The 23056-nt window shown below is 51.3% G+C and carries 19 protein-coding genes; 1 reads left to right on the forward strand and 18 read right to left on the reverse strand.

The window, feature by feature from the left end; all coding sequences use genetic code 11:
• Positions 1 to 92 precede the first annotated feature (92 nt).
• Positions 93 to 1343: a S1C family serine protease gene (locus R70331_RS29995; RefSeq protein WP_042181878.1), complete on the reverse strand. Its 1251-nt coding sequence runs from the start codon at positions 1341 to 1343 to the stop codon at positions 93 to 95.
• Between the two features lie 375 nt (positions 1344 to 1718).
• Here R70331_RS29995 and R70331_RS30000 point away from each other — a divergent pair, with 375 nt between their 5' ends.
• Positions 1719 to 1925, forward strand: a complete 207-nt coding sequence (locus R70331_RS30000) for a hypothetical protein (RefSeq protein WP_042181880.1) — start codon at positions 1719 to 1721, stop codon at positions 1923 to 1925.
• Here R70331_RS30000 and R70331_RS30005 read toward each other — a convergent pair.
• From R70331_RS30005 to R70331_RS30085, 17 genes are all read right to left on the reverse strand, one after another.
• Positions 1894 to 2700, reverse strand: coding sequence for an MBL fold metallo-hydrolase (locus tag R70331_RS30005; protein ID WP_042181882.1), 807 nt, complete (start codon positions 2698 to 2700; stop codon positions 1894 to 1896). The genes R70331_RS30000 and R70331_RS30005 overlap by 32 nt on opposite strands.
• 14 nt (positions 2701 to 2714) lie before the next feature.
• Entirely contained in the window at positions 2715 to 3470 is a 756-nt protein-coding gene (gene yycI / locus R70331_RS30010) for a two-component system regulatory protein YycI (RefSeq protein WP_042181884.1), read from the reverse strand.
• A gap of 41 nt (positions 3471 to 3511) precedes the next feature.
• On the reverse strand, positions 3512 to 4789 hold the full coding sequence (locus tag R70331_RS30015) for a YycH family regulatory protein (protein WP_042181886.1): 1278 nt from the start codon (positions 4787 to 4789) through the stop codon (positions 3512 to 3514).
• Positions 4786 to 6624: a cell wall metabolism sensor histidine kinase WalK gene (walK, locus tag R70331_RS30020; protein WP_042181888.1), complete on the reverse strand. Its 1839-nt coding sequence runs from the start codon at positions 6622 to 6624 to the stop codon at positions 4786 to 4788. Before walK ends, R70331_RS30015 begins: the two co-directional genes overlap by 4 nt.
• Positions 6624 to 7355, reverse strand: coding sequence for a response regulator YycF (yycF, locus tag R70331_RS30025; protein ID WP_042181889.1), 732 nt, complete (start codon positions 7353 to 7355; stop codon positions 6624 to 6626). The genes walK and yycF overlap by 1 nt, the downstream gene beginning before the upstream one ends.
• A 172-nt stretch (positions 7356 to 7527) precedes the next feature.
• On the reverse strand, positions 7528 to 9075 hold the full coding sequence (locus tag R70331_RS30030) for a M23 family metallopeptidase (protein WP_052419274.1): 1548 nt from the start codon (positions 9073 to 9075) through the stop codon (positions 7528 to 7530).
• Between the two features lie 339 nt (positions 9076 to 9414).
• Positions 9415 to 10047 (reverse strand): hypothetical protein, encoded by a 633-nt coding sequence (locus R70331_RS30035; RefSeq protein ID WP_042181891.1) that lies wholly within the window; start codon positions 10045 to 10047, stop codon positions 9415 to 9417.
• 168 nt (positions 10048 to 10215) lie between these two features.
• On the reverse strand, positions 10216 to 11502 hold the full coding sequence (locus tag R70331_RS30040; protein WP_042181893.1) for an adenylosuccinate synthase: 1287 nt from the start codon (positions 11500 to 11502) through the stop codon (positions 10216 to 10218).
• Between the two features lie 214 nt (positions 11503 to 11716).
• Entirely contained in the window at positions 11717 to 13078 is a 1362-nt protein-coding gene (gene dnaB, locus R70331_RS30045) for a replicative DNA helicase (RefSeq protein WP_039878022.1), read from the reverse strand.
• Between the two features lies 1 nt (position 13079).
• Positions 13080 to 13526 (reverse strand): 50S ribosomal protein L9, encoded by a 447-nt coding sequence (gene rplI, locus R70331_RS30050; protein WP_042181895.1) that lies wholly within the window; start codon positions 13524 to 13526, stop codon positions 13080 to 13082.
• Entirely contained in the window at positions 13523 to 15532 is a 2010-nt protein-coding gene (locus R70331_RS30055; RefSeq protein WP_042181897.1) for a DHH family phosphoesterase, read from the reverse strand. The genes rplI and R70331_RS30055 overlap by 4 nt, the downstream gene beginning before the upstream one ends.
• Positions 15533 to 15543: 11 nt before the next feature.
• Positions 15544 to 16461, reverse strand: coding sequence for a DUF2232 domain-containing protein (locus tag R70331_RS30060; protein WP_042181899.1), 918 nt, complete (start codon positions 16459 to 16461; stop codon positions 15544 to 15546).
• A 6-nt stretch (positions 16462 to 16467) separates the two neighbouring features.
• A complete protein-coding gene (locus R70331_RS30065; protein ID WP_197071551.1) occupies positions 16468 to 16770 on the reverse strand; it encodes a MazG-like family protein in 303 nt (100 codons plus the stop codon).
• Positions 16771 to 17042: 272 nt separating this feature from the next.
• Complete coding sequence (locus R70331_RS30070; RefSeq protein ID WP_042181903.1) at positions 17043 to 17474, reverse strand: CBS domain-containing protein; 432 nt, start codon at positions 17472 to 17474, stop codon at positions 17043 to 17045.
• 176 nt (positions 17475 to 17650) lie between these two features.
• Complete coding sequence (locus R70331_RS30075; protein WP_042181905.1) at positions 17651 to 18688, reverse strand: LCP family protein; 1038 nt, start codon at positions 18686 to 18688, stop codon at positions 17651 to 17653.
• A 399-nt stretch (positions 18689 to 19087) separates the two neighbouring features.
• Positions 19088 to 20806 (reverse strand): oligopeptide ABC transporter substrate-binding protein, encoded by a 1719-nt coding sequence (opp4A, locus tag R70331_RS30080; protein ID WP_042181907.1) that lies wholly within the window; start codon positions 20804 to 20806, stop codon positions 19088 to 19090.
• Positions 20807 to 21086: 280 nt separating this feature from the next.
• Positions 21087 to 23045, reverse strand: coding sequence for an endonuclease MutS2 (locus R70331_RS30085; RefSeq protein WP_042181910.1), 1959 nt, complete (start codon positions 23043 to 23045; stop codon positions 21087 to 21089).
• Positions 23046 to 23056: the final 11 nt, after the last annotated feature.

A 23056-nucleotide genomic window follows, 5' to 3' on the forward strand; every position in this document is an offset into this window, starting at 1 on the left:
CGGAGCCGTCCCAAAAAAAGTTTTGCTCAGGACGGCCGGGCCGCTTCGCTCTTTCATGACTGCCTCTTCATTATATACAGGCCTTGCTGATTTTATTCCTCCGGCTTCTCAAGAAGTTTCACAGTAGCCTGTTTCACTTCCCCGTTCCGGTAATAGGTAATCTTGAGCTCGTCACCGATCTTTGTCTGCTCATACAGATACCTGCGCAGCGATAAGGTCGAAGTAATAGACTGATCGTCAAACTTGGTAATCACGTCATTGAACTGGAGCCCCGCCGCCTCAGCCGGACCGACGGCATCAAGAACAACTACCCCTTCTTTGACCGAAGCAGGCAGATTAAGCTCCTTCACCTGATCTTCAGCAAGCGGAACATAAGGATTGTTCAAATCAACAGAATAGACGCCCAAGTAGGAACGGGATATCTTGCCCTTCGTTGCCAGCTCATCAGCTGTCTGGATCACATGGTTGGCCGGAATGGCAAATCCCAGCCCTTCCACGCCGGTATCAGAGATCTTCATTGTATTGATTCCAATGACCTTGCCGTTCAGATCAACAAGTGCCCCTCCGCTGTTGCCTTCGTTAATTGCAGCGTCAGTCTGAATAACCTCCTGCTCCCAGTCATAGACCCCGTCCTGATTGAGCGATACCGGAATAGTACGCTCCGTATAGCTGACAATCCCGGAGGTTAAGGTATCCCCGAGCCCGAGCGGGTTGCCGATTGCAATAACGGTTTCCCCGAGCCGCAGCTTGGAGGAATCGCCGATCTGGGCTACGGTTGTGACATCCTTGGCATCCATCGACAGCACGGCAATATCCGTAACCTTATCTGCGCCGACCAGGGATGCTTTGTGGGTCACACCGTCCACGGTAACCACTTCAAGCTTACCCGAGCCTTCAATAACATGGTTATTGGTAATAATAAAGGCCTTATTATCGTCTTTCTTATAGATAACTCCCGATCCGAGTGCGGATTCATCGAGAATATTTAGTTCCTCGTTATCTTCTTTATGGTTAATAATGCTCACGACTGCAGGACGCACCAGTGCGGCAGCCTGAACAATCCGTTCAAACGGATCACCGCTGCTTGCAGTAACGTTCTGTACTACCTGCGGGACATAAGCTTCCTTCTCGTCAGTGAACTGGCCTGTAACAAAGCTGAACAGAAGCACGGCAACTACTGCACTGACTGCTGAGCTGATTACGGACACCTGCCATGTCGCCATCGTACGGCGGGATTTGTGCACCGTCCATTTACGGCTGGTGAGAACCTTGCTCTCCTCCAGCTCTCTCCGTTTGCGGCGCGGCACTTTCGTTGAATAGAAATCATCATCAAACAATCCCACGGGTACATCCTCTCCCCTCTATTGCTACTGCATTCAAGACTGAACGCCAAGCAACTGCGACCGAGCTTCTCGCTTCTCTCTTAGACTCCGGAAAAGGCTAAAAGGTTTCACTTTATTTATATACCGCCAAAGATACGGTTTATAAGCGCATGGACAACCTGTTTCTTGCAACATACCACCAAAAATACCGCTAGTCTCAGGAATATTTTGCAGCTTAAAAGACTACAATAATAGAAGTACTGCATGAACGCAGCTCTATCTGTCTGCGCTTTATAATTGTATCATAAGCAGGCTTGCCGCCCGCATTTTTTCTGAAGCAATTTTCTAGAAATATTTAACTGTTGTTACCAGGAAATCCGGAAAGGAGTAGAATGTATGGAATCTTTTTCATCCAGTATGGATCTTGTCCAATTTATCGGTAAACTCGGTGATTTGAAGGACGAACACTATCATATACTGCTGGTGCAGAGCGCGCTTATTGAACTCATGATCGACAAGGGCTTATTCTCACGGCAGGAGCTTGACCGTAAAATGGCTGAGCTTGACCGGCTTATGGCTGGCTCACCTTATCCCATGGCGTAGGCCTGTCATAGTAAGTGTTGCATAGCTTAAATTCGCTGTCCTTGTAAAAGCAGCCCCGGTCCTCCATTGCCCCGCGCACCGACATTCTGGCCAGGTCTATCATATTATGATCCAGGCTGAGATGTGCCAGATATGTCCGCTTGGTCCGTCCGGTCAGAATCTCACTCAGAGCTGCACCGGCCGCCTCATTGGACAGATGGCCCATATCACCGAGAATCCGCCGCTTCGTATTCCACGGGTAACGCCCCATCCGCAGCATCTCGATATCATGATTGGCTTCAAGCACCAGCACGTCTGAGCCCTCGAGCGCCATCCTCACCTTATCGCTGACATACCCAAGGTCTGTTGCTACGCACAGCTTCTCATTCCCGTCATAAAAGTTATAGCCTACCGGCTCCGCTGCATCATGAGAGATTGCAAAGGATTCTACTCTCATACTGCCAAAATCACGGTGCGTACCGGTCTCCAGAATAATCCGGTTATGCTCGGCAATGTTGCCGATTCCCTTTTCTATTGCTCCCCAGGTCTTGGTATTGGCGTAGATCGGCAGATCATATTTACGCGCTACCGCCCCCAGCCCTTTGATATGGTCAGAATGCTCGTGTGTGACTAATATTCCGTCTATATCCCTGCCTGTAAGCTCACGCACCGCCAGCAGCTCATCGATCCGCTTGGCGCTGAACCCCGCATCTATCATCAGTGTTGTTTCCCCGTTGCGTACCACTGTCGCATTGCCGGTAGAACCGCTGGACAGCACTGTAAATGAAATTCCCATCTCTCCTGCTCCCTCTACTCTGTTGTCTTCGGACTGATTATGTCCGCGCTGATGGCGTCTACGTAGTACGCACTGCCATCCTCCAGCCAGAACCTCCACATGGGCGAAGCCACCTGGCTCTCGGAATTGAATACTTCCCCGTAATAGCCCAGTTCAATCTCCTTCACTACCGCATCCGCCGGAAAATATTTCTCGATCAGGCTGCTTAGCGCCTGGGATGCGGGAAGCACCTTCTGCACATCCCCGTTCCCGCTTTCGCCAACCGGCGGTGCTACAATTTCAATCTTCGAATAGCGGTAAGCAACGATTTTTTGGTTGCTGTTAATCAGCTCCAGCCTTACCCGGAACAAGGAGTACTTCTGGTCTACCAGCGGATGAAGGACGAACTTGCCGACCTCGCTCTCCTGGGAGTCAAAACGGTAATTCGCAATATCCGGAATCTGTCCCTGCAGCGCACTGCTGAGCTCAGAGAACGAGGAATACATCAGCCCGCTGTCCACCGGCTCAGTAAGCAGTACCGGCGGAGCGTCCTGCTCTTCACCGGAGTAGATATAGGTGATATCAGGCAGCTGCGGCGTAGCCGCCGGAATCGGGCTGAGCACCCGGATGCCCTTCTGCTCCATAACCGCCTGCGTCTCTGCCGAGAGGGAAGTAAAGTCCAGGCTGGCGCTGGCCTGATCGCGCAGATCCATCCACAGCTGATAGCACAGCAGCAGATTCAATACCAGAAAAGCGAATATCAGCACACTTTTTGCTCTGCCCCAGTCCATACTTTCCCTCCTTGTTGTTTCGCGAGACTCTATTATACCGCCTAGCTGACCGTAAGCACACTTCCATCATTTAGGGTTACCCGCCATACCGGCGTAAGGCGCAGGGTATCCCTCTGCAATACGGGAATATAGGCCGGAATAAGATCCTTAACTGCAGATCCGGAGCTGATCTGGGCAAGCTTGGCTTTAAGCTCGTCTCCGCCGGGAAGCTCTACGATTCGTTTTACTGCCTGCTCATCCTCCATATACATCAGCGAGCGCTCATAGGAGGAGACTGTACCCTGCTGCAGCTCCAGGTTAATAACCCCGTACTGCAGCTGCGGCCGGCTCATAATCGGGTAAGAGCCGTAATACTGCTGGAAGGATACCTTGCGTTCCTGCTTCTCCTCTTCCGTGGAGGCCAGCCGGTAGGTCCCGTTCCAGCCTCCATGCTCATTAACAAATTCAACGGCCTCCAGCGCATCCTTTGCAGGCGTGCTCTCTCCGGCCGGCAAGGCCGCAGGGTCGCTGTAGCTCATCCAGTTCAGCTCCTGATCCACCTGGAGGCTCCGCTTGCTGTCGGTATAGATTTTGGAGCCGTCTTTTTCCGGAATATACCGGGTGCTTCCCGCGTCAAAGAAAAGATTGCTCTGCATCTGTTCAATGGTATACATTCCCGAAGGGATTTCAGCCTCAACCGCGTCCAGCTTCTCTTCGGGCACATAGTAATCGCCGTTCACCACCGTATATGGCGTCCAGTTCACACCGAAATCAACATGCTGCTGCACGTCCTGTACGGTAAGATCCGCTTTGGCCGCCTCATACACAATGTCTCCTCTGGTGCTGAAAAAAACGGCATGCGCCTTGGAGTCATTTTTGACATTATAAATCCAGACCCGGTCGATACTCTCTCCCTCGAACAGCGAATCCGGTGACAGCTGCATCACCCGCTGCAGCAGGGTTACCGGAATGCCTGCACCGAAGCTTAGCTCAATGCCGGCATTCTCGCTGCGGATTTTGTCCCAGTCGAAGTCCTCTACCGGGCGCCGCTGAAAGCTTTCAAAGCTGCGGCCCTTGAGACGGTTAAAGATCAGCTCATAAAAGGTCGAGTCCGGATAGAACAGCGTGTGCCTGCCCCCGCCCATATGAATAATCATCCGGTCAGGATAGAGCAGGTTCTCGACTTTTTCCTTAGGGCCCATATTATCTGTTTTTACATAAAGGTCCTCAGACTTTACCGCAGAATCGCTGCCCGGCAGCCGGTAGATCAGATAATAGCTTTCTATCAGGCTTCCGGCTACCAGAATGGCAAGAATCCAAGTCTTTAGTTTCTCTTTCATCCTTCACTCCCCCCTTGCTGATGCAGCAGAGGCAGCGTAAATGTCACTAATGAGCCCTCGTTAAGCTCCGACTGCAGGGAAATAGAGCCGCCATGCGCTTTGACAATTTCCCGGGCAATGGACAGTCCGAGACCTGTCCCCCCCATGTTGCGTGAACGGGCCTTGTCCACCCGGTAGAAGCGTTCAAAGATACGCTCTATATCCTTCTTCGGAATCCCGATTCCGGAATCACGGACGGAGACGGCCAGCATTCCTTCTTCACTTTTGACAGCCTGCAGGCTGATTGTACCGCCCTCCGGCGTATATTTCAGCGCATTGGAGACCAGATTGCCCAGCACCTGATCTATCTGGTCACGGTCCAGCCAGGCCATGGCGACCTCCTTATGCACAATTGTGTTGATATGAATCCGCTTCTGGCGGATCTGAAACGAGAAGCGGTCAGCAACGTCCTCCAGCATCTCGGAGATATCAGTCTGCTGGATACGCAGGCTTGATTCCTTCGAGTCGAGCCGCGACAGATGCAGCAGATCGGTGACCAGCCGGATCATCCGCTCGGTCTCATTGCGGATGACGCCGACGAACCGTACAGCCAGCTGCTGGTCATCCAGCGCCCCGTCATCCAGTGCCTCCACGTAGCTCTTAATCGTCGTAAGCGGAGTCCGCAGCTCATGCGAGACGTTGGCTACGAACTCGCGCCGCGATTCCTCCAGATTCTCCTGCTCGGTAACATCCTGCAGTACGGCAATCGTTCCGGAAATCCCTCCGCCCTCCCGGCGGTGGATCGGGGTAAACGTCACCCGTACTATGTTCGGATCTCCGCCGCCCATCGGCGACAGATGAATCAGCGCTGACTGGGCATTGCCCTCGGCCAGTGCACCTGTCTGCTCATGATCCAGACCGAGCAGCTCGTCAAGCGGAGCGCCCTCCGGCAACGGTCCTTCCGCTCCCAGCATATCAGCAGCACGGGTGTTCATCAGAATAACCATGCCGCTCTCGTCGGTAGCTACTACACCGTCACTCATATTGGTCAGAATAGAGGCAAGCTTCTCCTTCTCTTCCTCATTCTGCGACAATGCCTCCCTTAACCGGCCTGTCATGTAGTTGAAGGCCTGGCTCAGCTGGCCGATCTCATCATTGCCGAATTCCGGCATCTTGCGGTGAAACTTGCCTTCGGCAAGCGCAGTCGCATGCCGGGTCATCTCCTTGATCGGATGGGTAATGGTATGGGCCAGAATGACGCATAATACCGCCGTCAGCGCCAGGGCAAGCAGCAGCCCCGAAAGAAATACGCTGTTGATCCGGCTCATCGTGGCATAGAGATCCTTCATATCAGCGGCAATATAAATCGCTCCAACAACCTTATCACCGGAGAGCACAGGCTTCGCTACTACTTTCTTGCGCACATTGTCATCGGCAATAATATATTCCTCGTTGTCACTGATACCCTGCAGTGCGCGGCTAACTACGGTCTGGGTATTGCGCTGCCCGACATAATCATTCTGGGAAGGAACCGAAGTTGTAATGATCTTTCCGCTCGCATCCAGCACCTGAATCTCCGCACCGTTAATATAGAGATTGTTGACCATGCCGCGCAGGCTCTCCACTGCGGTCTCTTCATCTGCCGTTCCGGTTTCGCTGCCAAGCTTGTCTGCTGTCAGTATAGACAGCATCTCAGCCCGTGCCTTCAGATCCTTGGTGAAATTATCGGTCAGGGAATTCTTCATTGAGCTGACAAAATAAACCCCGATCAGCTGCATCGCCACCAAGATCAGCAGGACATAGATGATAGTCAGCCTGGCCTGAATCGTCCGGAAAAAGGACAGCCCTTTTTTCATCACAGGCCCCCGCTTTTGGGGCTGTGCATCAAATAGCCGAGCCCACGCCGGGTGAAGATATATTCCGGCTTGCTTGGATTCTCCTCAATTTTCTCTCTCAGCCGCCGGATCGTGACATCCACGGTACGCACGTCGCCGAAATATTCAAATCCCCATACCGCCTGCAGAAGATGCTCCCGTGTCATCACTTTGCCCGCGTGACGGATCATATAATAGAGCAGCTCATATTCACGGTGGGTCAGATCCAGCGGCTCGCCGTCCTTATAAACCATGTACATATCGGTATCGACGAATAACCCGAAATGATGCACGCCCTGCTTGCTCTCCGCTGTATCGCTCAACGGACCTGAAGATACCGGCTTATGCTGCCGCCGCATCTGCGCCTTGACTCTGGCCAGCAGCTCACGCGTACTGAAGGGCTTGGTCACATAATCATCGGCACCAAGCTCCAGGCCCAGCACCTTATCAATCTCCCCGTCCTTGGCGGTCAGCATGATGATCGGAATATCAAGATGGGCCTGGCGCACCTCACGGCATACATCCATTCCGTCCTTGCCGGGAAGCATCAGATCGAGCAGCATCAGATCAGGGCGTTTAGATAGCGCAAGCTCCACTGCACTGTTGCCGTCAAAAGCGCAGATTACCTCATAGCCTTCTTTTTCTAGATTGAATTTCAAAATATCAGCAATAGGCTGTTCATCGTCAACTACCAGGATCGTTCCCATCTGCATATGCTCAGCTTCACCTTTCTCGCCATACTTTTCATTGATTCCTTTATTTTAACATAATAGTTGTCAGAACACTCCACTTCTAAAGTGTCATTATGTCCTGGTGCCACATCCTACTTCGGGTAAATATAAAGCCGCCCGAAAAGGTTTCGGACGGCTGGATAGTAAGAATGAATTATTTCAGATATTTCAACGGGTTAACAGCAGTACCATTCTTACGGATTTCAAAATGCAGGTGGGTACCGGTCGAACGCCCCGTGTTGCCCATAATCCCGATTTTGCCTCCCTGCTCAAGCCGCTGTCCCACAGATACAGAAATGCTGCGCAGATGCCCATAATAGGTTACGTACCCGTTCTTGTGATCAACAATAACGACATTGCCGTATCCGCTCTGCACACCGGCAAAGGTTACTGTACCGGCATCAGCAGCTTTAATCGTGCGGTTGCCGGATACAAGATCGACGCCTTTATGGGCACGTCCCCACCGTTCGCCGAAGCTGCTGGATAATGTTGCACCGCTGACCGGCCAGGCAAACATCCCTGTTCCCTCGCCGACAACCTTGGTACCCTGATAGACGACCTCCGGCAGCGAAGCCTGCAGCACCGTCTGTCCCAGCCACTCTTCCTTAACCACCAGGCCGTTCTCCTTTGTTAACCGGTACTGCATTTCTTTAAGTCCGGTCTGGCCCGGCCGTACAACCTTCCGCTTGCCTGCAGCCAGCTGATCGCTAGTACGCACAATAACCTCAGGCTCAGTAACCATCTGCTCAGTTACCTGCTCAACGGTTACAACGGTAAGCTCCGGCTGCGGCACAGTCAGCTGCAGCTCATCCCCGATCTGCAGGGTAAGCTCTTTGACCGAAGGGTTATTCCGGAAAATATCTGCCTGCGTAATACTGAAGCGCGTAGCAATTCCGGAAACAGTGTCACCTTCCTGAACGGTATAGACCAGCGGCTCTTCCTTTCCTTCAGTCAGCGCCTTAACCGCTTCCTCCACCGTGAGTACCTTATTCGGGTCTGCCTTAACGGGGACAATCGTTACGTCTTCCTCAATGGAAGCTGAATCTGCCTGTCCCGCACTAGTCGAAGCTGCTGCCTTACTGGTTGCTGCCGTTCTCTTCAGCTGTGCACCTGCCGGCTCTGCTGCCTCCGGCAGATAATGAGCCTTCACACCCTCCAGGACGGCAGCTGCCGTCTCCTGATCCTTCACAATACCGATAGATTTGCCGTCTACAGTCAATTGTACGCCAATCGCGTAGGCCTTGAGCATGCCGTCCAGCTTGTCCAGTGTGGCTGCACTATCCACCTCAGGCTTGTAAGCTGACTCCTCTTCGGTAGTAATACCGTCTGTCTGCAGGATCATGACCGAATCCGGATACTTGGTCTGATATTCCTCCTGTTTCTGATCAAACAGCTGATCCAGTTCGGCTTGCTGGCTGATCTTTCCGATCTCTTCGCCCTTCACCAGTACCTTGTAATAGGTTACCGTATTTCCAGCTACATACTTCTTCTCTGCCCCGATCAGGAAAGCAGACAAAAGCACAAGCCCGGCAGATGCCGTAATCCAGGAACGCCGTAATCTCCGTGGCTTGAGCTCCTGATGAAAGACATTAGCTTCGCCGGAGGCACGAATGCCCTGTTGACTCTCTGCACCAGATCCTGTGGAGGCTTCATCGCTGCCCCGCAGCTTCCCCATCCGGCGCATGAACTTAAATCCCTTCATGAAACTCTCCCTTTCAATCCGCCCATTCAGTCCGCTCATAGAAAGCGGCCAAGCTTGTTATGCGACCCCTTTTATATATTCTGCTGCATCCATGTCTCTATTTGCGTTAGTGTGAATGATCTATGTTGTCGGTTATAAATAATGCCTAAAAACTTAAGCTTTTTGTCCCTGAAAAGGTTACAAAAAATTAACCCCTTCTAGTCCTTTTTTACTGTAACATAGCCGGGAGAAAAATTTCAACTTTGTGTACATGGCAAAACCCGCGTTTATCGCGGGTTTTTATTGATAAAATGCGGTTTAAACATCTTCCCTGTGTCCAAAAAGTGACATTTTTTATTATTATGGATTGCTGTCCGTTTCCGGTGTAAGCATTTTCATTAGCAGCTCATATTCATCCTGATTTACGTATTTGGCAATAACCTCCTGTATTTCCTTAACCTCTGTTTCTGTTAAGCCATCCTCCATCGCTGTAGAGATTGCCTGCATCTCTTCCTGCGGCAGCTTGGTCATTAAGATATTAAAGATACCCACTTTATCCTCTTCCGGTATGTTATCCTTCATCTCACTCATGTCACCGGGAGTCATTACAAGCTGTCCGTCCCGTTTGCTTGTATCCGTATCCTCCTCAGCCGCCGGCTGTCCCATAACAGCTAACGCATCCTCAGGCACCTTCTCTTCTACCGGCTTGTCACTATCTTGAGCAGGATTGCCTTCCTTGTTCTCTCCGCCACCGTCTGCAGCAGGCTCCTTAGTCTTGTCAGCGGTACTGCCGGTGTCCGTTTTGGCATTCATTCCGGTCAGACTTTTGACAAACCCGCCGATGCCCGGTGCCGGGCTGTCCAGCTTAATATCAAAGCTTGCCAGAACAGACTGAATATAGGTATTCACTACAAAAGCAGTGGTTAATACCGAAAGTGCACTGGCCATTACAACGATTAGGCATACGCCGATTGCATATTTAACGATTTTCATTTTCATCTCTCCCTTGCAATCTGTCATTTCCAGTATTGACCATAAAGTGCACCGGGAAACATGCAGCAGACGGTCTGTGAAGGCTTAACTGGAGATGCAGCATCTGCAAAGAGCAGAGTCAATGTACGCAAAAAAGACCCCGGAGGGGTCTTTTAGTATATCAGCATATTAAATGTAGATCGGCAGCACCTGATTAGTCTGCTCGCGGTTACGTCCCACGGAGAAAATAGCAATTGGAATACCTGTCAGCTCAGCCACACGTTCAACATAACGGCGGGTGCTCTCCGGCAGATCGTCCAGCGTCTTGGCTGCAGTAATATCTTCGCTCCAGCCCGGAAGCTCTTCGTATACCGCTTCACATTCAGCCAGCATTTTGAGGCTTGCCGGATAGTGGGTAATGATCTCGCCGCGGAATTTATAGCCTGTGCAGATTTTGACGGTTTCCAGCCCGCTCAGCACGTCCAGAGAATTAAGCGACAAGCCGGTAATTCCGCTTACGCGGCGGGCATGACGTACAACTACACTGTCGAACCAGCCGACACGGCGCGGGCGTCCGGTTACTGTACCGTACTCATGACCGGTCTCACGGATGTAATCCCCGGTCGCATCCCCAAGCTCTGTAGGGAACGGGCCGTCTCCGACACGGGTAGTATAAGCTTTGGCAACACCGATAACCTGTTTGATCTTCGACGGGCCTACACCGGAGCCGATGCACACACCGCCTGCAGACGGATTAGATGAGGTTACATACGGATACGTTCCCTGATCGATATCAAGCATTACGCCCTGCGCGCCTTCGAACAATACTTTGGAATCTGCATCGATCGCATCATTCAGAATAACGGAGGTATCCGTTACATAACCGCGGAGAACCTCTGCATATTCCAGATACTTAGCCAGAATCTCTTCCACGTTCAGTGCTTCTGCCCCGTAGACCTGGGTAATTACCTGATTCTTCTCTTCCACCAGATGACGCAGTCTAAGCTCGAATTCCTCAGCGTCCATCAGATCAGCGATCCGGATGCCGTTGCGTGCAGCCTTGTCCATATAGGCTGGGCCGATCCCCTTGCGGGTTGTACCGATTTTGTTCGGGCCTTTACGGTCTTCTTCCAGCGCATCCAGCAGCATATGGTATGGCATGATGACATGGGCGCGGTCACTGATGACCAGATTCTTGGTGTCGAAGCCGTTCTCGTGAATATAATTAATTTCTTGGATCAAGGCTTCCGGATTAATAACCATTCCGTTGCCGATTACGCAAGTTTTCTCTTTATAAAATACACCAGATGGGATCAGGCTCAGCTTAAATTTCTTACCGTCAATCAGAATCGTGTGACCGGCATTGTTGCCCCCCTGATAACGGGCGACCACATCTGCGCTCTCTGCCAGAAAGTCTGTGATCTTCCCTTTGCCTTCGTCTCCCCATTGTGTTCCCACGACGACTACCGTTGACATATTCATTCCTCCGTTGGTGCCAGCTTTAGCACCATTATTTATAATAATATGGGCTCTGTACAGCTTTCTTATGTACGCTGCCCTCCGGACGCTATGCGGGTTTAACCCGCTAAAGCACAATAACCAGTGTAACAGCGGTACTTTTTAAAGTCAAATAAAAACGAACGATCACACAATGAAATGTATGATCGTTCGGATATTGTGCTTAATTTGCCTAACCTGCAAACGGTTCGGAGTGTGCCCGCTCGTAGTTGACGAACTTGTTAAAGTTCTTCAGGAATACAAGCTCTACCGTGCCTACCGGGCCGTTACGCTGCTTGGCAATAATAATTTCGATAATATTCTTCTTCTCCGTGTCCTGGTTATAGTAGTCATCACGGTACAGGAAGGCTACGATATCGGCATCCTGCTCGATCGAACCGGATTCACGAAGGTCACTCATCATCGGACGCTTATCCTGACGCTGCTCCACACCGCGGCTGAGCTGGGATAGGGCAATAACCGGAACATCCAGCTCACGGGCGATCTGCTTCAGGGTACGGGATATTTCGGAGACCTCCTGCTGGCGGTTCTCGCCTGCCTTACCGCGGCCCTGAATCAGCTGCAGGTAGTCGATGACGATCATACCAAGGCCTTTTTCCTTCTTTAGCCTGCGGCATTTAGCACGGATATCCGTAACTGTAATTCCGGGGGTATCGTCAATGTAAATTTCCGACTCACCCAGGGCCTGTATGCCCATCGTCAGCTTCGACCAGTCATCATCATTCTTGAACTCACCTGTACGCATAATATTAGCATCCAGATTAGCTTCAGCACAGATCATACGCTGGACCAGCTGCGCCGCCGACATTTCCAGACTGAAAATCGCAACAGTCTCTTTGGCCCGGACCGCTACATTCTGGCATATATTCAGTGCAAACGCCGTCTTGCCTACAGAAGGGCGCGCAGCAACGATAATCAGGTCATTGCGCTGAAAGCCGTTGGTCATATGGTCAAGATCAACGAAGCCGCTTGGAATCCCCGAGGTACCGCCTTTATTCTGATGGAGCAGCTCCACCCGGTCAAATACCTCCATTACTACATCGCGGATAGCAATGAAGCCGCTGCCGCTGCGCCGGTTGGAGATTTCCAGGATGCGCCGTTCGGCATCACTCAGCATGATGCCTACATCCTCGCCGCCGGTATAGCCCTCGCTGACAATCTGAGTAGCTGTGCGGATAAGCCGCCGCAGCATCGCCTTTTCTTCGATGATCTGTGCATAATAGTCCACATTGGCTGCAGTCGGCACTGCATGGGCCAGCTTAGCCAAATAGCTGACACCGCCGATATCCTCAAGCTCTCCCTTATCCTGGAGCCGGGAGGTCAGTGTAATCAGGTCAATCGGCTGGCTCTCTTCTCCGAGCTGCACCATCGCCTCAAAGATCATCTGATGCGGTTTGTCGTAGAAGTCTTCGGTGTTCACCCGCTCCATCGCCGTAATCAGCGCTTCATCATTCAGCAGAACAGCACCTAATACAGCCTGCTCCGCTTCCAGGTTCTGCGGGGGAATCCGATCGAAAAAGAGATCTCCGCCCATTCTACTCCTCCGTTACCTGAACCGTGAGGTTAGCCTTTACTTCAGTATGCAGCTTCACATGAATCTGGAATTTGCCGACATGGCGGATCGGATCATTCAGCTCAATTTTGCGTTTATCAATAACGATGCCCTGTGTAGCTGCCAGTGTCTCAGCAATCTGCTTGCTGGTAATTGCCCCGAACAGACGGCCGCCTTCACCTGATTTGGCTTTCAGCGTCAAGGTCAGCTCGTCCAGCTTCTTGCCCAGCTGTACAGCCTCCTCTTTCTCCTGCTCCTTCTTGCGCAGCTCAGCAGCAGCCTGGTTCTCCAGTGTCTTTACATTACCGTCCGTAGCCGGACGCACGAGTCCGCGCGGCAGCAGGAAGTTTGTTGCATAGCCTTCTGATACCTCTTTAACCTGTCCCTTTTTACCTTGACCCTTAACATCCTTTAAGAAAATGACCTTCATTCGAACAGCCCCTCTTTCGCTTCAATTTCAGCCAGTACTTCCAGCAGTCTGGCCTCTGCTTCCTTGCATGTTCCTTCAAGCTGCACAGCCGCGTTGGACAGATGCCCCCCGCCGCCCAGCTTTTCCATTACAACCTGCACATTCATTCTGCCGAGTGAACGGGCACTGATGCCGATCAGGCCGTCAGGCCGCTCGCTGATGACAAAGGATGCCACCACATTCGTCATGCCGAGCAGAGTATCTGCAGTCTGGGCAATAAGCAGCTGCGGAATTTTCATCCCGGGTGCAGTTACAACCAGCGCTATGTGATCATAGACCATCCGCGCATGCTTAATGATTTCGGCTTTGGAGATATACTCCTGAAGATCCTCCTTCAGCATACGCTGAATAAGAATCGTATCGGCACCGATCCGCCGCAGGAAGCCTGCCGCCTCAAAGGTGCGCGATCCGGTATGGAGGGCAAAATGCTTCGTATCGACTGTTATTCCAGCCAGCAGCATCGTCGCCTCCAGCGGGGTTAGCTTAATTTTGTCGTGGATATACTGCAGCAGCTCTGTTACCAGCTCACAGGTTGAAGAGGCGTAAGGCTCCAGATAGACCAGCACGGCATCATTGATAAATTCCTCACCCCGCCGGTGATGGTCCACCACAACGATCCGGCTGGCATACTGCACAAGACGGGGCTCCATTGTCATTGAAGCCTTATGGGTATCCACGACGATAAGCAGCGTGTGCTCCGTCATAATCTGCAGTGCCTGCTCTGTGCTGATAAAGCTCCGGTGCAGCTCCTCGTCCCGCTTGATCTGCTCCATCATCCGGGTAATGGAAGGATTGGGCCCTTCCATGACAATGCTTGCTTCCACATTGTACATCTGTGCTGCCTTAAGCAGCCCGATTGAAGCGCCTATAGCATCTATATCGGGCGTACGGTGGCCCATAATCAGCACTCTGTCGCTTTCCTGCATCAGGTCGCGCAGCGCATGGGCAATAACCCTGGCCCGGACTCTGGTCCGCTTCTCGGCAGCATTACTCTTGCCGCCGTAGAAGGACAGGCGTTGTCCGGCCTTCACGGCAGCCTGATCACCGCCGCGTCCCAGCGCCATGTCCAGGCTGGACTGCGCCAGCGCCCCCAGCTCACTGGCTGATTCGGAGCCGTACGCCAGCCCGATGCTCAGCGTCATCGGCACCTTAAGATCAGCTGTCATTTCGCGCACCTCATCAAGGATGACAAAACGGCTCTCCTCCAGCGCCTGCAGGCTGCGGTGATTGAGCAGCATCAGATAACGCTCTGAAGACAGCCTCCGCAGATATACCTCAAACTGTTTGCTCCACTCTGTAATCTCGCTGGCCACCTTGGCAATCAGCGAGGTGCGCTGCTGGTCATCCATGCCCTGGGCTGCCTCATCAAGATTGTCCATCATGACAATGCCGATGGCCAGCTTCTCTTCCTCATAACGTTCGCGAAGCACAACAAGCTCCGTAATATCGTACAAGTACAGCATTCGTTCACTGGGAATAATTACGGCCTGGTAATAGCGGTCATCTACGCTAATCTCCTGCCGGACATCCTTTAGTGTCCCGATATCCCTAGCAGCTTCACGTTTCACCGGTCCGCCGCTGGCCAGCGAAGGCACGATATCCGGCAACAGCTCCTGCAGCTCCCCGCCTACCAGCGTTTTGCGGCTGAAGATGTCACTGGCATTGCGGTTATGCCATTCCACAGTACGGTCTTCACTGTACAGGATGATACCGAGCGGAAGCAGGCTGACCGCCTCACCCTCCACCCGCTTGATCCGGAAGGACAACCCGTTAATATACTCCACCAGATTACGCCGGAACGAGAGCTCCGCCTGCAGCATCGAGAAGCACAGAGTGCCTGCCAGAAACAGGCTGGCTACACCCAGAACCCAGTTATAGATGCTGACGATGATAATAAGGACCAGCATCAGCAGGAACGCCCAAACGGTATGATAGCCGTGCCAGCGTCTTTGCAGAAATTTAGGCATGACCTCTCACCCTATCGTTTCGATTTCTTCACAAGCTCCCGCAGCGGGAACGCAATGTCGATCACACCGATAATCCAAAGTCCCGGCACCCAGAGCACCAGCAGTGACAGCACAATCGCCACAACCTTGCTCCACTTGAGCTTATGGACGATAAAGAACATGAACCCGATAGTCTGAATGATGAATACAGCCTGCAGCAGCGGAAGCAGGTTCGCGCTGATCATCGGCATAAAACCGCTGTCTGAATTCCCGAAAATAAAGGTGATTACAACACCAATCAGATAATACCAGATAAACGATCTTGAAAGTTTCCAATCCCGTGCAGGCTTCAGCCTTGGAACCGCATATTCCATACTGTTCAGAATAGGACGGACGATGGAATGGGTAATAACCGCCATTACGAAAGAGCTTATAATCAGCGTGATCGGAATGACCTGAATGGTCCGGAAGCTGATGTCACTTATATCCTTTGAGGTAAGGACAAACTCGCTTGCGAGCGGGTTGCCAGTGCCAAGGTCAGCAAACATGGCAGCAACCATTTCCACTGTGTCGGTTACGTAGCCGGACAGGTCAAAATTAAACAGGGCCGCCCCTACGACCAGAAGCAGCAAAAACTCTCCCAGAATCGTAATAGTGCCGGCAAGGATGGTTGACAGTGCCGAGGCGCGTTTCTTGTACCATCGCCCCATGACCAGCGCAGGAATCAGAAAATAGAGCGCTAACAGCACATAGATAGGTGTAATCAAGCCAACAATCAGCAAAACGGGCAGCAGATGCAGAATAAACTGTTTAGTGTTCAGGGTTGTGAACAGTACTACAGCCGGAATAGTCAGGAACAATGTAGTAATGATTAGCAGCGGAGTCGATAAGGATAGCAGCAGCAGTAAATATGCAACGCTCCATGCCACAGATGTCCAGCGGAATTTCAACAGTTTTCACCTCTTACGCATATGTTCTTCTAGTGCAGATATATCCTGGTACCATTCTTCAAGCTGATGTCCTTCCTGTTTATGCTTCTTCAGCTTCTCCAGCAGAAGATCATCAAGCTCACGGTAAGGGAGACCCAGCCGGCGCCCCAGTATATAAGAGCTCATAATCAGGCTGGCCAGACTGTCGCCGACCCGGGCGGTACTGCCTTCCCAGAGTGCCTTAAACAGCCGTGACACCTGGTCAATCACTTCGGTCTTCAACCACTCAATTACCTTGGCGCGTTTGGCCACATCCAGATCCTTAGGCACATTGGGCACGTCTCTCTACCTCCGGCAAAAAGCATTATTCTCCATTATAGCATAAATATTTCGCGGTCACACAAGGCCCCTGCCCCTTAAGGCTCACAGTCCCTTAGCCCTTCCGAATAACATCACAAAGCGGGCTTTAACATTGAAGCTGATTCAGGTAAATGGCGGGGGACCCGAAGCGTGTCTTCAAAAAAGGCCCGCATTCCGTTATACCGCCGGAAATACAGGCCTTGGTGTGCCGTCTGCTTCTAATCTGCCGGGCAGTCCATCGTTTACAATGATTCCTGTGTCTGCGACTGCCTGGAAACAACCTTCTCGCAGTATTCAATAATCTGGCTCCGGCGGACAATACCGATGAACCGGTTCATATCATCGACCACCGGCACAAAATTCTGCACCTTGGCCAGATTAATCAGATCTTCCATATCTGCATCAATCGAGACCGGCAGATTATTCATCCGCAGCGGAACATCCTTAAGCAGAAATTTGGAAGCATTCTCAAAAGTGACCGTCCCGCCTGAATCCTTCATATACCAGAGCAAGTCGCCTTCTGTAACTGTACCGGCATACTCTCCGTTCCTGTTCAGAATCGGTACTGCGGTATATCGGTGATATTCCATCCTCTCCAGAGTCTGGCGCAGCGTCGAATCCAGCGTAACGCAGGCCACCTCCTGCTTAGGAAGTAAAAAAAACGCAATATTCATCTCCTGATCCTCCTCAAAGAATTCCGAAGGAATTAACCCTGCTTCTAAGGGCACCCGTAATAATACGCTTTACCCGGCAAGTAGTTCCACCTCATTATACCACGAAGACAGTAAGCAGCAGCCACTAACATTACACATGGCTGCTGCTTTTATCATTCTATGGAATTTACGTGCCGTTACTCCGCTGTTGCTGTAGCCTTTGGCTTCAGCGCATTTTCGGCTTTTCCAGGCTCAATCAGCTGGCTGACCGGCGTGCCGGCATTCATCCAGTTGTCGATCATTGCCTGTGCCTCACTAAGATCTTCTTCATCAACAATGTCATAATACACACCGTCAATTTTTTTGCCTTCGCCCATGACTGTAAAGCTGGAGATATCCATGTCCTTACCGCCCATGAACTTCTTGGCCAGGCTGATAATCAGCGAAGGCTCCATGTCCGTCTTGAAATTCTCGCCCATAATATCAAGCAGCTCAGGAATTTTACCAATCTGGCTGATTGATAACATTTTATTCGCAACGACATCAATAAAGACCTGCTGCCGCTTGGTCCGGTTGAAATCACTGTCCTCCCGGTAGCGGGTATAATTAAGCGCTTCTTCACCGTTATAGCTCGACTTGCCGCCTACAATGGTGAATTTTTCATGATCAGCACCTTTATTGACGATATCCTTTTTGATCGGAAGCGGAACTCCGTCAATAGCATCGACAGCATCCTTCAGTCCCTGAAAGTTAATTGTGGCATAGTACTGGATATCATGCCCAAGCAGGGCCTCCAGCGTATCCTTTGCCATTTGCTGGCCGCCGAAAGCATACGCATGCGTAATTTTGTCCTTTTTGTTATCCCTGTGTCCGATGATCTCCGTATACGTATCACGCGGGATGGATATCAGCAGAAGCTTATAATCCTCGGGACGGACAACAGCATAGATCATCGTATCAGAACGGGCGGTTTCATTCCCGCGCTGGTCTGTACCGAGCAGCATCAGCGAGAACGGGTCACTTTTGAAGACGACGGGTTCAGGCTTAACTGCAGTTGTATTATCCTTAACGAGCGGTACATAAGATTCCTCTTCCAGCTTCGCCTCTACCTGATCCGACAGGAACAGGTCAAAAGCCAGCACCGCAAGCGGCTTCTGGAACAGAAAGCCTCCCAGCAGAATAACGGCAAGCGTTATAAGGGCTATATACCGTTTTTTTAATTTTTTCTTGTTCATAAATGAATTCCTTCTTTATGGTGGAATATAATGATGGCTTGATGGCTTGCGATCTATTTACAATGCCTGCCCGGGTCATACCGGGCACTCATGTCCGGACTTCTCTCAGCTGCTGTTACGTTCTGCCCCATTCGGTCTTAGCGTTCCCCCTTTCAGGAATTAGGGTCGTTCTAAAAATAGAATAAACCTGGAAATCGGCTTTGACACAGACAATATTTCTATTGTAATCACTTGGCCCTCAAAAAGAAATAACAAAAAACGACATTTTTAACGGGCAGCAGCCGGTTATTCCTAAAGTATATGACGCTGTAAATCCGGTTTTGATTCATTTTTCATAAAAAAAAAGAACCATTCAGCCCGCTGCGCTCCGCCGCCGCGACTTCAGGTTCTGCTCTATACTCAGTTAGTCTCCTTGATCCACCATTTTTCAGGCTCATTGATATTGCTGATTGAATTGACCTTCACGCCCTGCAGACGCTTGTTGACTGCTGTAATATTCGTCCGCTCCGCAAAAAAGAGCATCGGGACCTCCTCATTAACCAGCTGCTGCCATTCATAATAAATCTGCTTCCGGTATTCCTTGTCGTACGCCTTGGGTTCTACCCCTTCACGGATCAGCTCATCGCTCTGCTCAGAGAACCACCGGGAATAATTCCACAGATCGGATTGCCGCCACAGCCCCGAAGGATCAGGATCACTGCCCAGCCCCCAGACCCCGTTAAATAATTCAACCGTAGGATCATCGTTCTCCACCGCCTCATAAAAGAGATTCAGCTCCTTCAGCTGGCCGCCGTTAAGCCGTACATCAAGCCCGACATTCCGCCAGTCCTGCATAATGGCCTTCGTCCGTTCCTCAGCCGTTTTGCTGCCGCTCATCGCATCATAATGAATGATAAGCTGCTGCCCCTCTGGGTCCTCACGCCAGCCGTCACCATTAATATCAACATACCCGGCTTCCTCGAGCAGTGCTTCTGCCTTCTGCGGGTCAAAGGGATAGGTGTTGATCTCTGTATCAGGTATCTTCGCCCAGCTTGTACTGGGAACCGGCGTTTCAATCAGCTCACCCAGCCCGTATGAGAAGCGGTTAATGATGCCTTCTCTGTCCAGCGCATAATACATGGCCTGCCGCAGCCTTTTATCAGCAAACTTCGGGTTGTCCATTACATTCTGCTGTGCCGCTTCATCCCAGCGCCCGAATTTGAAGCCTATGTATTCGTATGACAATTCCGCCGACTGCATCAGCGTTATGTTATCAAGCTCTTTTAGCGCAGTGTAAGCATCCCTTGGCACTGTCCCGATATCCAGGCTGCCCGCTTCCAGTAACCCTGTCATTTCACCGTCGCCCACAACGGTATAATTCACTCCGTCCAGCAGCGCTTTGCCTTTGTAATAGTGATCGAACCGCTTCATCCGGACGAGCTGTCCGGGCTGAATTTCCTCCACCTCAAAAGGTCCAATGCCGATCGGCCGCTTACGTACCTGGTCACTGTCTGCCATATCCTTAACCGCGACGCCTTCAAAATACTTCTTATTCATCGGGTACGGCCACAGATTGTCAATCGTATTCACCCGCGCAGCGTTAACAGTAATCTTCAAGGTATAAGGGTCTACAACCTTAACTCCGGTTAATTCGTCCGTTTCCCCCCGGTGGTAGGCATCAGCGCCTTTTATCATCTCGACACTGTAATATCTGGGACCCGTATAGTCAGGGCTCGCAATAGTCTCAAGAGCAAACTTCCAGTCCTCAACCGTCAGCTCGTCACCGTTATGCCAGCGGACACCCGGCCTGATTTTGAAGGTAAACACGGTGTGGTCATCTGATTCCTTCCAGGATGCAATATTGGGCACGGTAGTCAGATCATCCTTAACTGTGAACATTCCTTCAGTAATGAAATCAAGCACATTGGAATCATCCTCCCCTTCAAAAAAAGCCGGATCAAACATCCCCTGAAACGGAGATGTATAAGCATAAGTAACGATTCCGCCCGGAGCAGCCTTTTCCTCAACCTTATTGTAGCGTACCGCGTAAGAATCGCTGCTGCTGCCTCCTGCACCATTGCATGCCGTTAGAATAAAAGTCACCGCCAGCAGCAGTGTGCCGATTTTGGTTTTATGCATGTAGTTCTTCCTTTCTGAGGTACAACCTACTAATGAAAGCGTTTTCTAATCTCTATTTTTGTAAAACACATTGTTTACCAAGCTCATATATATTCCATATTAAGTTATATATCATATAATGCGTAAATTTTTAAATCCTGAATTTGATCAGCTACAACATAGAGAATAACGAATTATCAGCAGAATGGGAAGGCAATAATTGGAGATAGCTGTTATGAAAATATTTCCTGCATCCTAAAAGACCTGCCTTTTCAGGCAGGTCTCAGTGTTTTTCTGGGAGCTATACCTCCTCTTCCGGATGGATAATGCTTAGCCCTTCGACATGCTTTTTCCGCATCAGCTTGCGCTTTTTCCGGTTTTCCTTACTCTCAAAAATGATGTCGAAATCGTAATCCTCCGGATACAGCTCCTCCTTCGATAAATACGGCTTCAGACGCTTATGATTAATCCGCAGTTTTTCCTTCTGGACCATTACGCCGACGATTCCCATGCTGTCCTGTCTGGCATATACAATTCCTGTCCTGTTGATTGAGCTGATATATACCGCATCTCCAATCTCAAAGCTGGAGCCTAGTCCCTTGCTGTCTTTAGCCGAAGCATCCTGCAGCTGATCTCCTTGAACAGACTCCTCTTCGCTGTCCAGAGAGTGCTTATGGCGGTTATGCGCCTTAATAGCCTTCTCTTTCCCCCGGAAGCTTATCATGCCCTCTGGCCTGCGCTGCTGTCCTGCAAGCTCGTGAGAACGCCGGATTACCTCCGGAGGAATACCCAGCTTTTCGGCAATCTGCAGGGCATAGCTTTCGCCTGCCTCGCCGATGGTGAGCTTGTAGAGCGGCTGAAGCGTGTGCTTATCGAACTCCATCCGCGCGTTTTCGAACCCGGGTGCTGCTGCTGCAAATGATTTTAACTCGTTAAAATGGGTGGTAACCACGATATTGGCGCCTTTGCGGCTCAATTCCTCCAGAATAGCAATAGAGAGCGCGAAGCCCTCACCGGGGTCTGTACCTGCAGCCAGCTCATCAATCAGCAGCAGCACGCCTCTTCCGGCAAAGCGCAGCATACCTTCAATACTCTTCATCTGGGCGGAGAAGGTGCTCAGCGACTGTGTCAGGCTCTGTCCGTCTCCAATTACACTGATAATATCAGAGAAGACGGTAAATTCGCTTTGCTCCTCCACAGGGATCAGCAGGCCGGACTGAACCATGGCACTCAGAAGGCCAAGTGTCTTGAGGACCACTGTCTTTCCCCCTGTATTCGGACCGGTGACAATCAGTGACTTGTAGCTTTGGCCGAAATTAAGGCTGACCGGTACCATATCCTTCAGCTCAGGATGTCTGCCCCCGTTCATGCGCAGCACCCCCCGGTCATTAAGGGCTACATTCCGTGCATTCAAAGAGCGTGCATACTTGGCCTTGGCGAAAATAAAATCATAGGCTCCCGTCACCTCAATATTGAGGCGCAGCGATTCCTGCTCCCGCTCCACAAGTCCGCTCAGCGTGCTCAGGATGATGCCCTCCTCCCTTGCCTCATCCGCTGCCAGCAGCTCCAGCTCACCCTGCAGAGCGGCAATTTCATACGGCTCCACGAATACTGTCTGTCCGCTTGTCGACTGGTCCAGCACAGCTCCCTTCACCTGCTTGTGATACTCCCGTTTCACCGGAATTACATACCGCCCGCCACGCATACTGACCAGATTCTCCTGAAGAATAGACTGATGCCTCGACATAATGCTGTCCAGCTTACGCTGCAGCCGGTCCTTGGCTACCGCCAATTGCTTGCGTACCCGTTCCAGCCCTCTGCTGGCCTGAGTCTCAATCACGCCGAACCGGATGCAGCGCCCGATCTCTTCCCGGAGCCCCGGCAGCTCCTGCAGTGAAGACCCGTAAGCGGCAATCCGCGGCGCACTCTGCTCTTTGGAGGCCATGTATTTGCGCAGCTGCCCGCAGCTGTTCAGGAAGACGGCAACCGCCGACAAATCCTGCTCGCTGAACAAATACCCCGTACCTATCAGAGACATAACCCATTCAATCCCCTCCAAGGATGGCAGAGGAACACTGGCACCGCGCTCAAGCAGCTCCTTAGCCTCCTCTGTCTCCTGCAGTGCACGGTGTATTGCCGTCATATAAATCATAGGCTCAAGCTCTTCTGCCAGCCTTTTCCCCTCGTAAGAGACTGTATACCGTACAACCTCCTGTTTTATTTCTTCATAACCAAGTGTGCGCAGGCTTTCAAGATTCACTGATAATCCTC

This window comes from Paenibacillus sp. FSL R7-0331 (genome assembly GCF_000758645.1).
Lineage (GTDB): Bacteria > Bacillota > Bacilli > Paenibacillales > Paenibacillaceae > Paenibacillus_AQ > Paenibacillus_AQ camerounensis.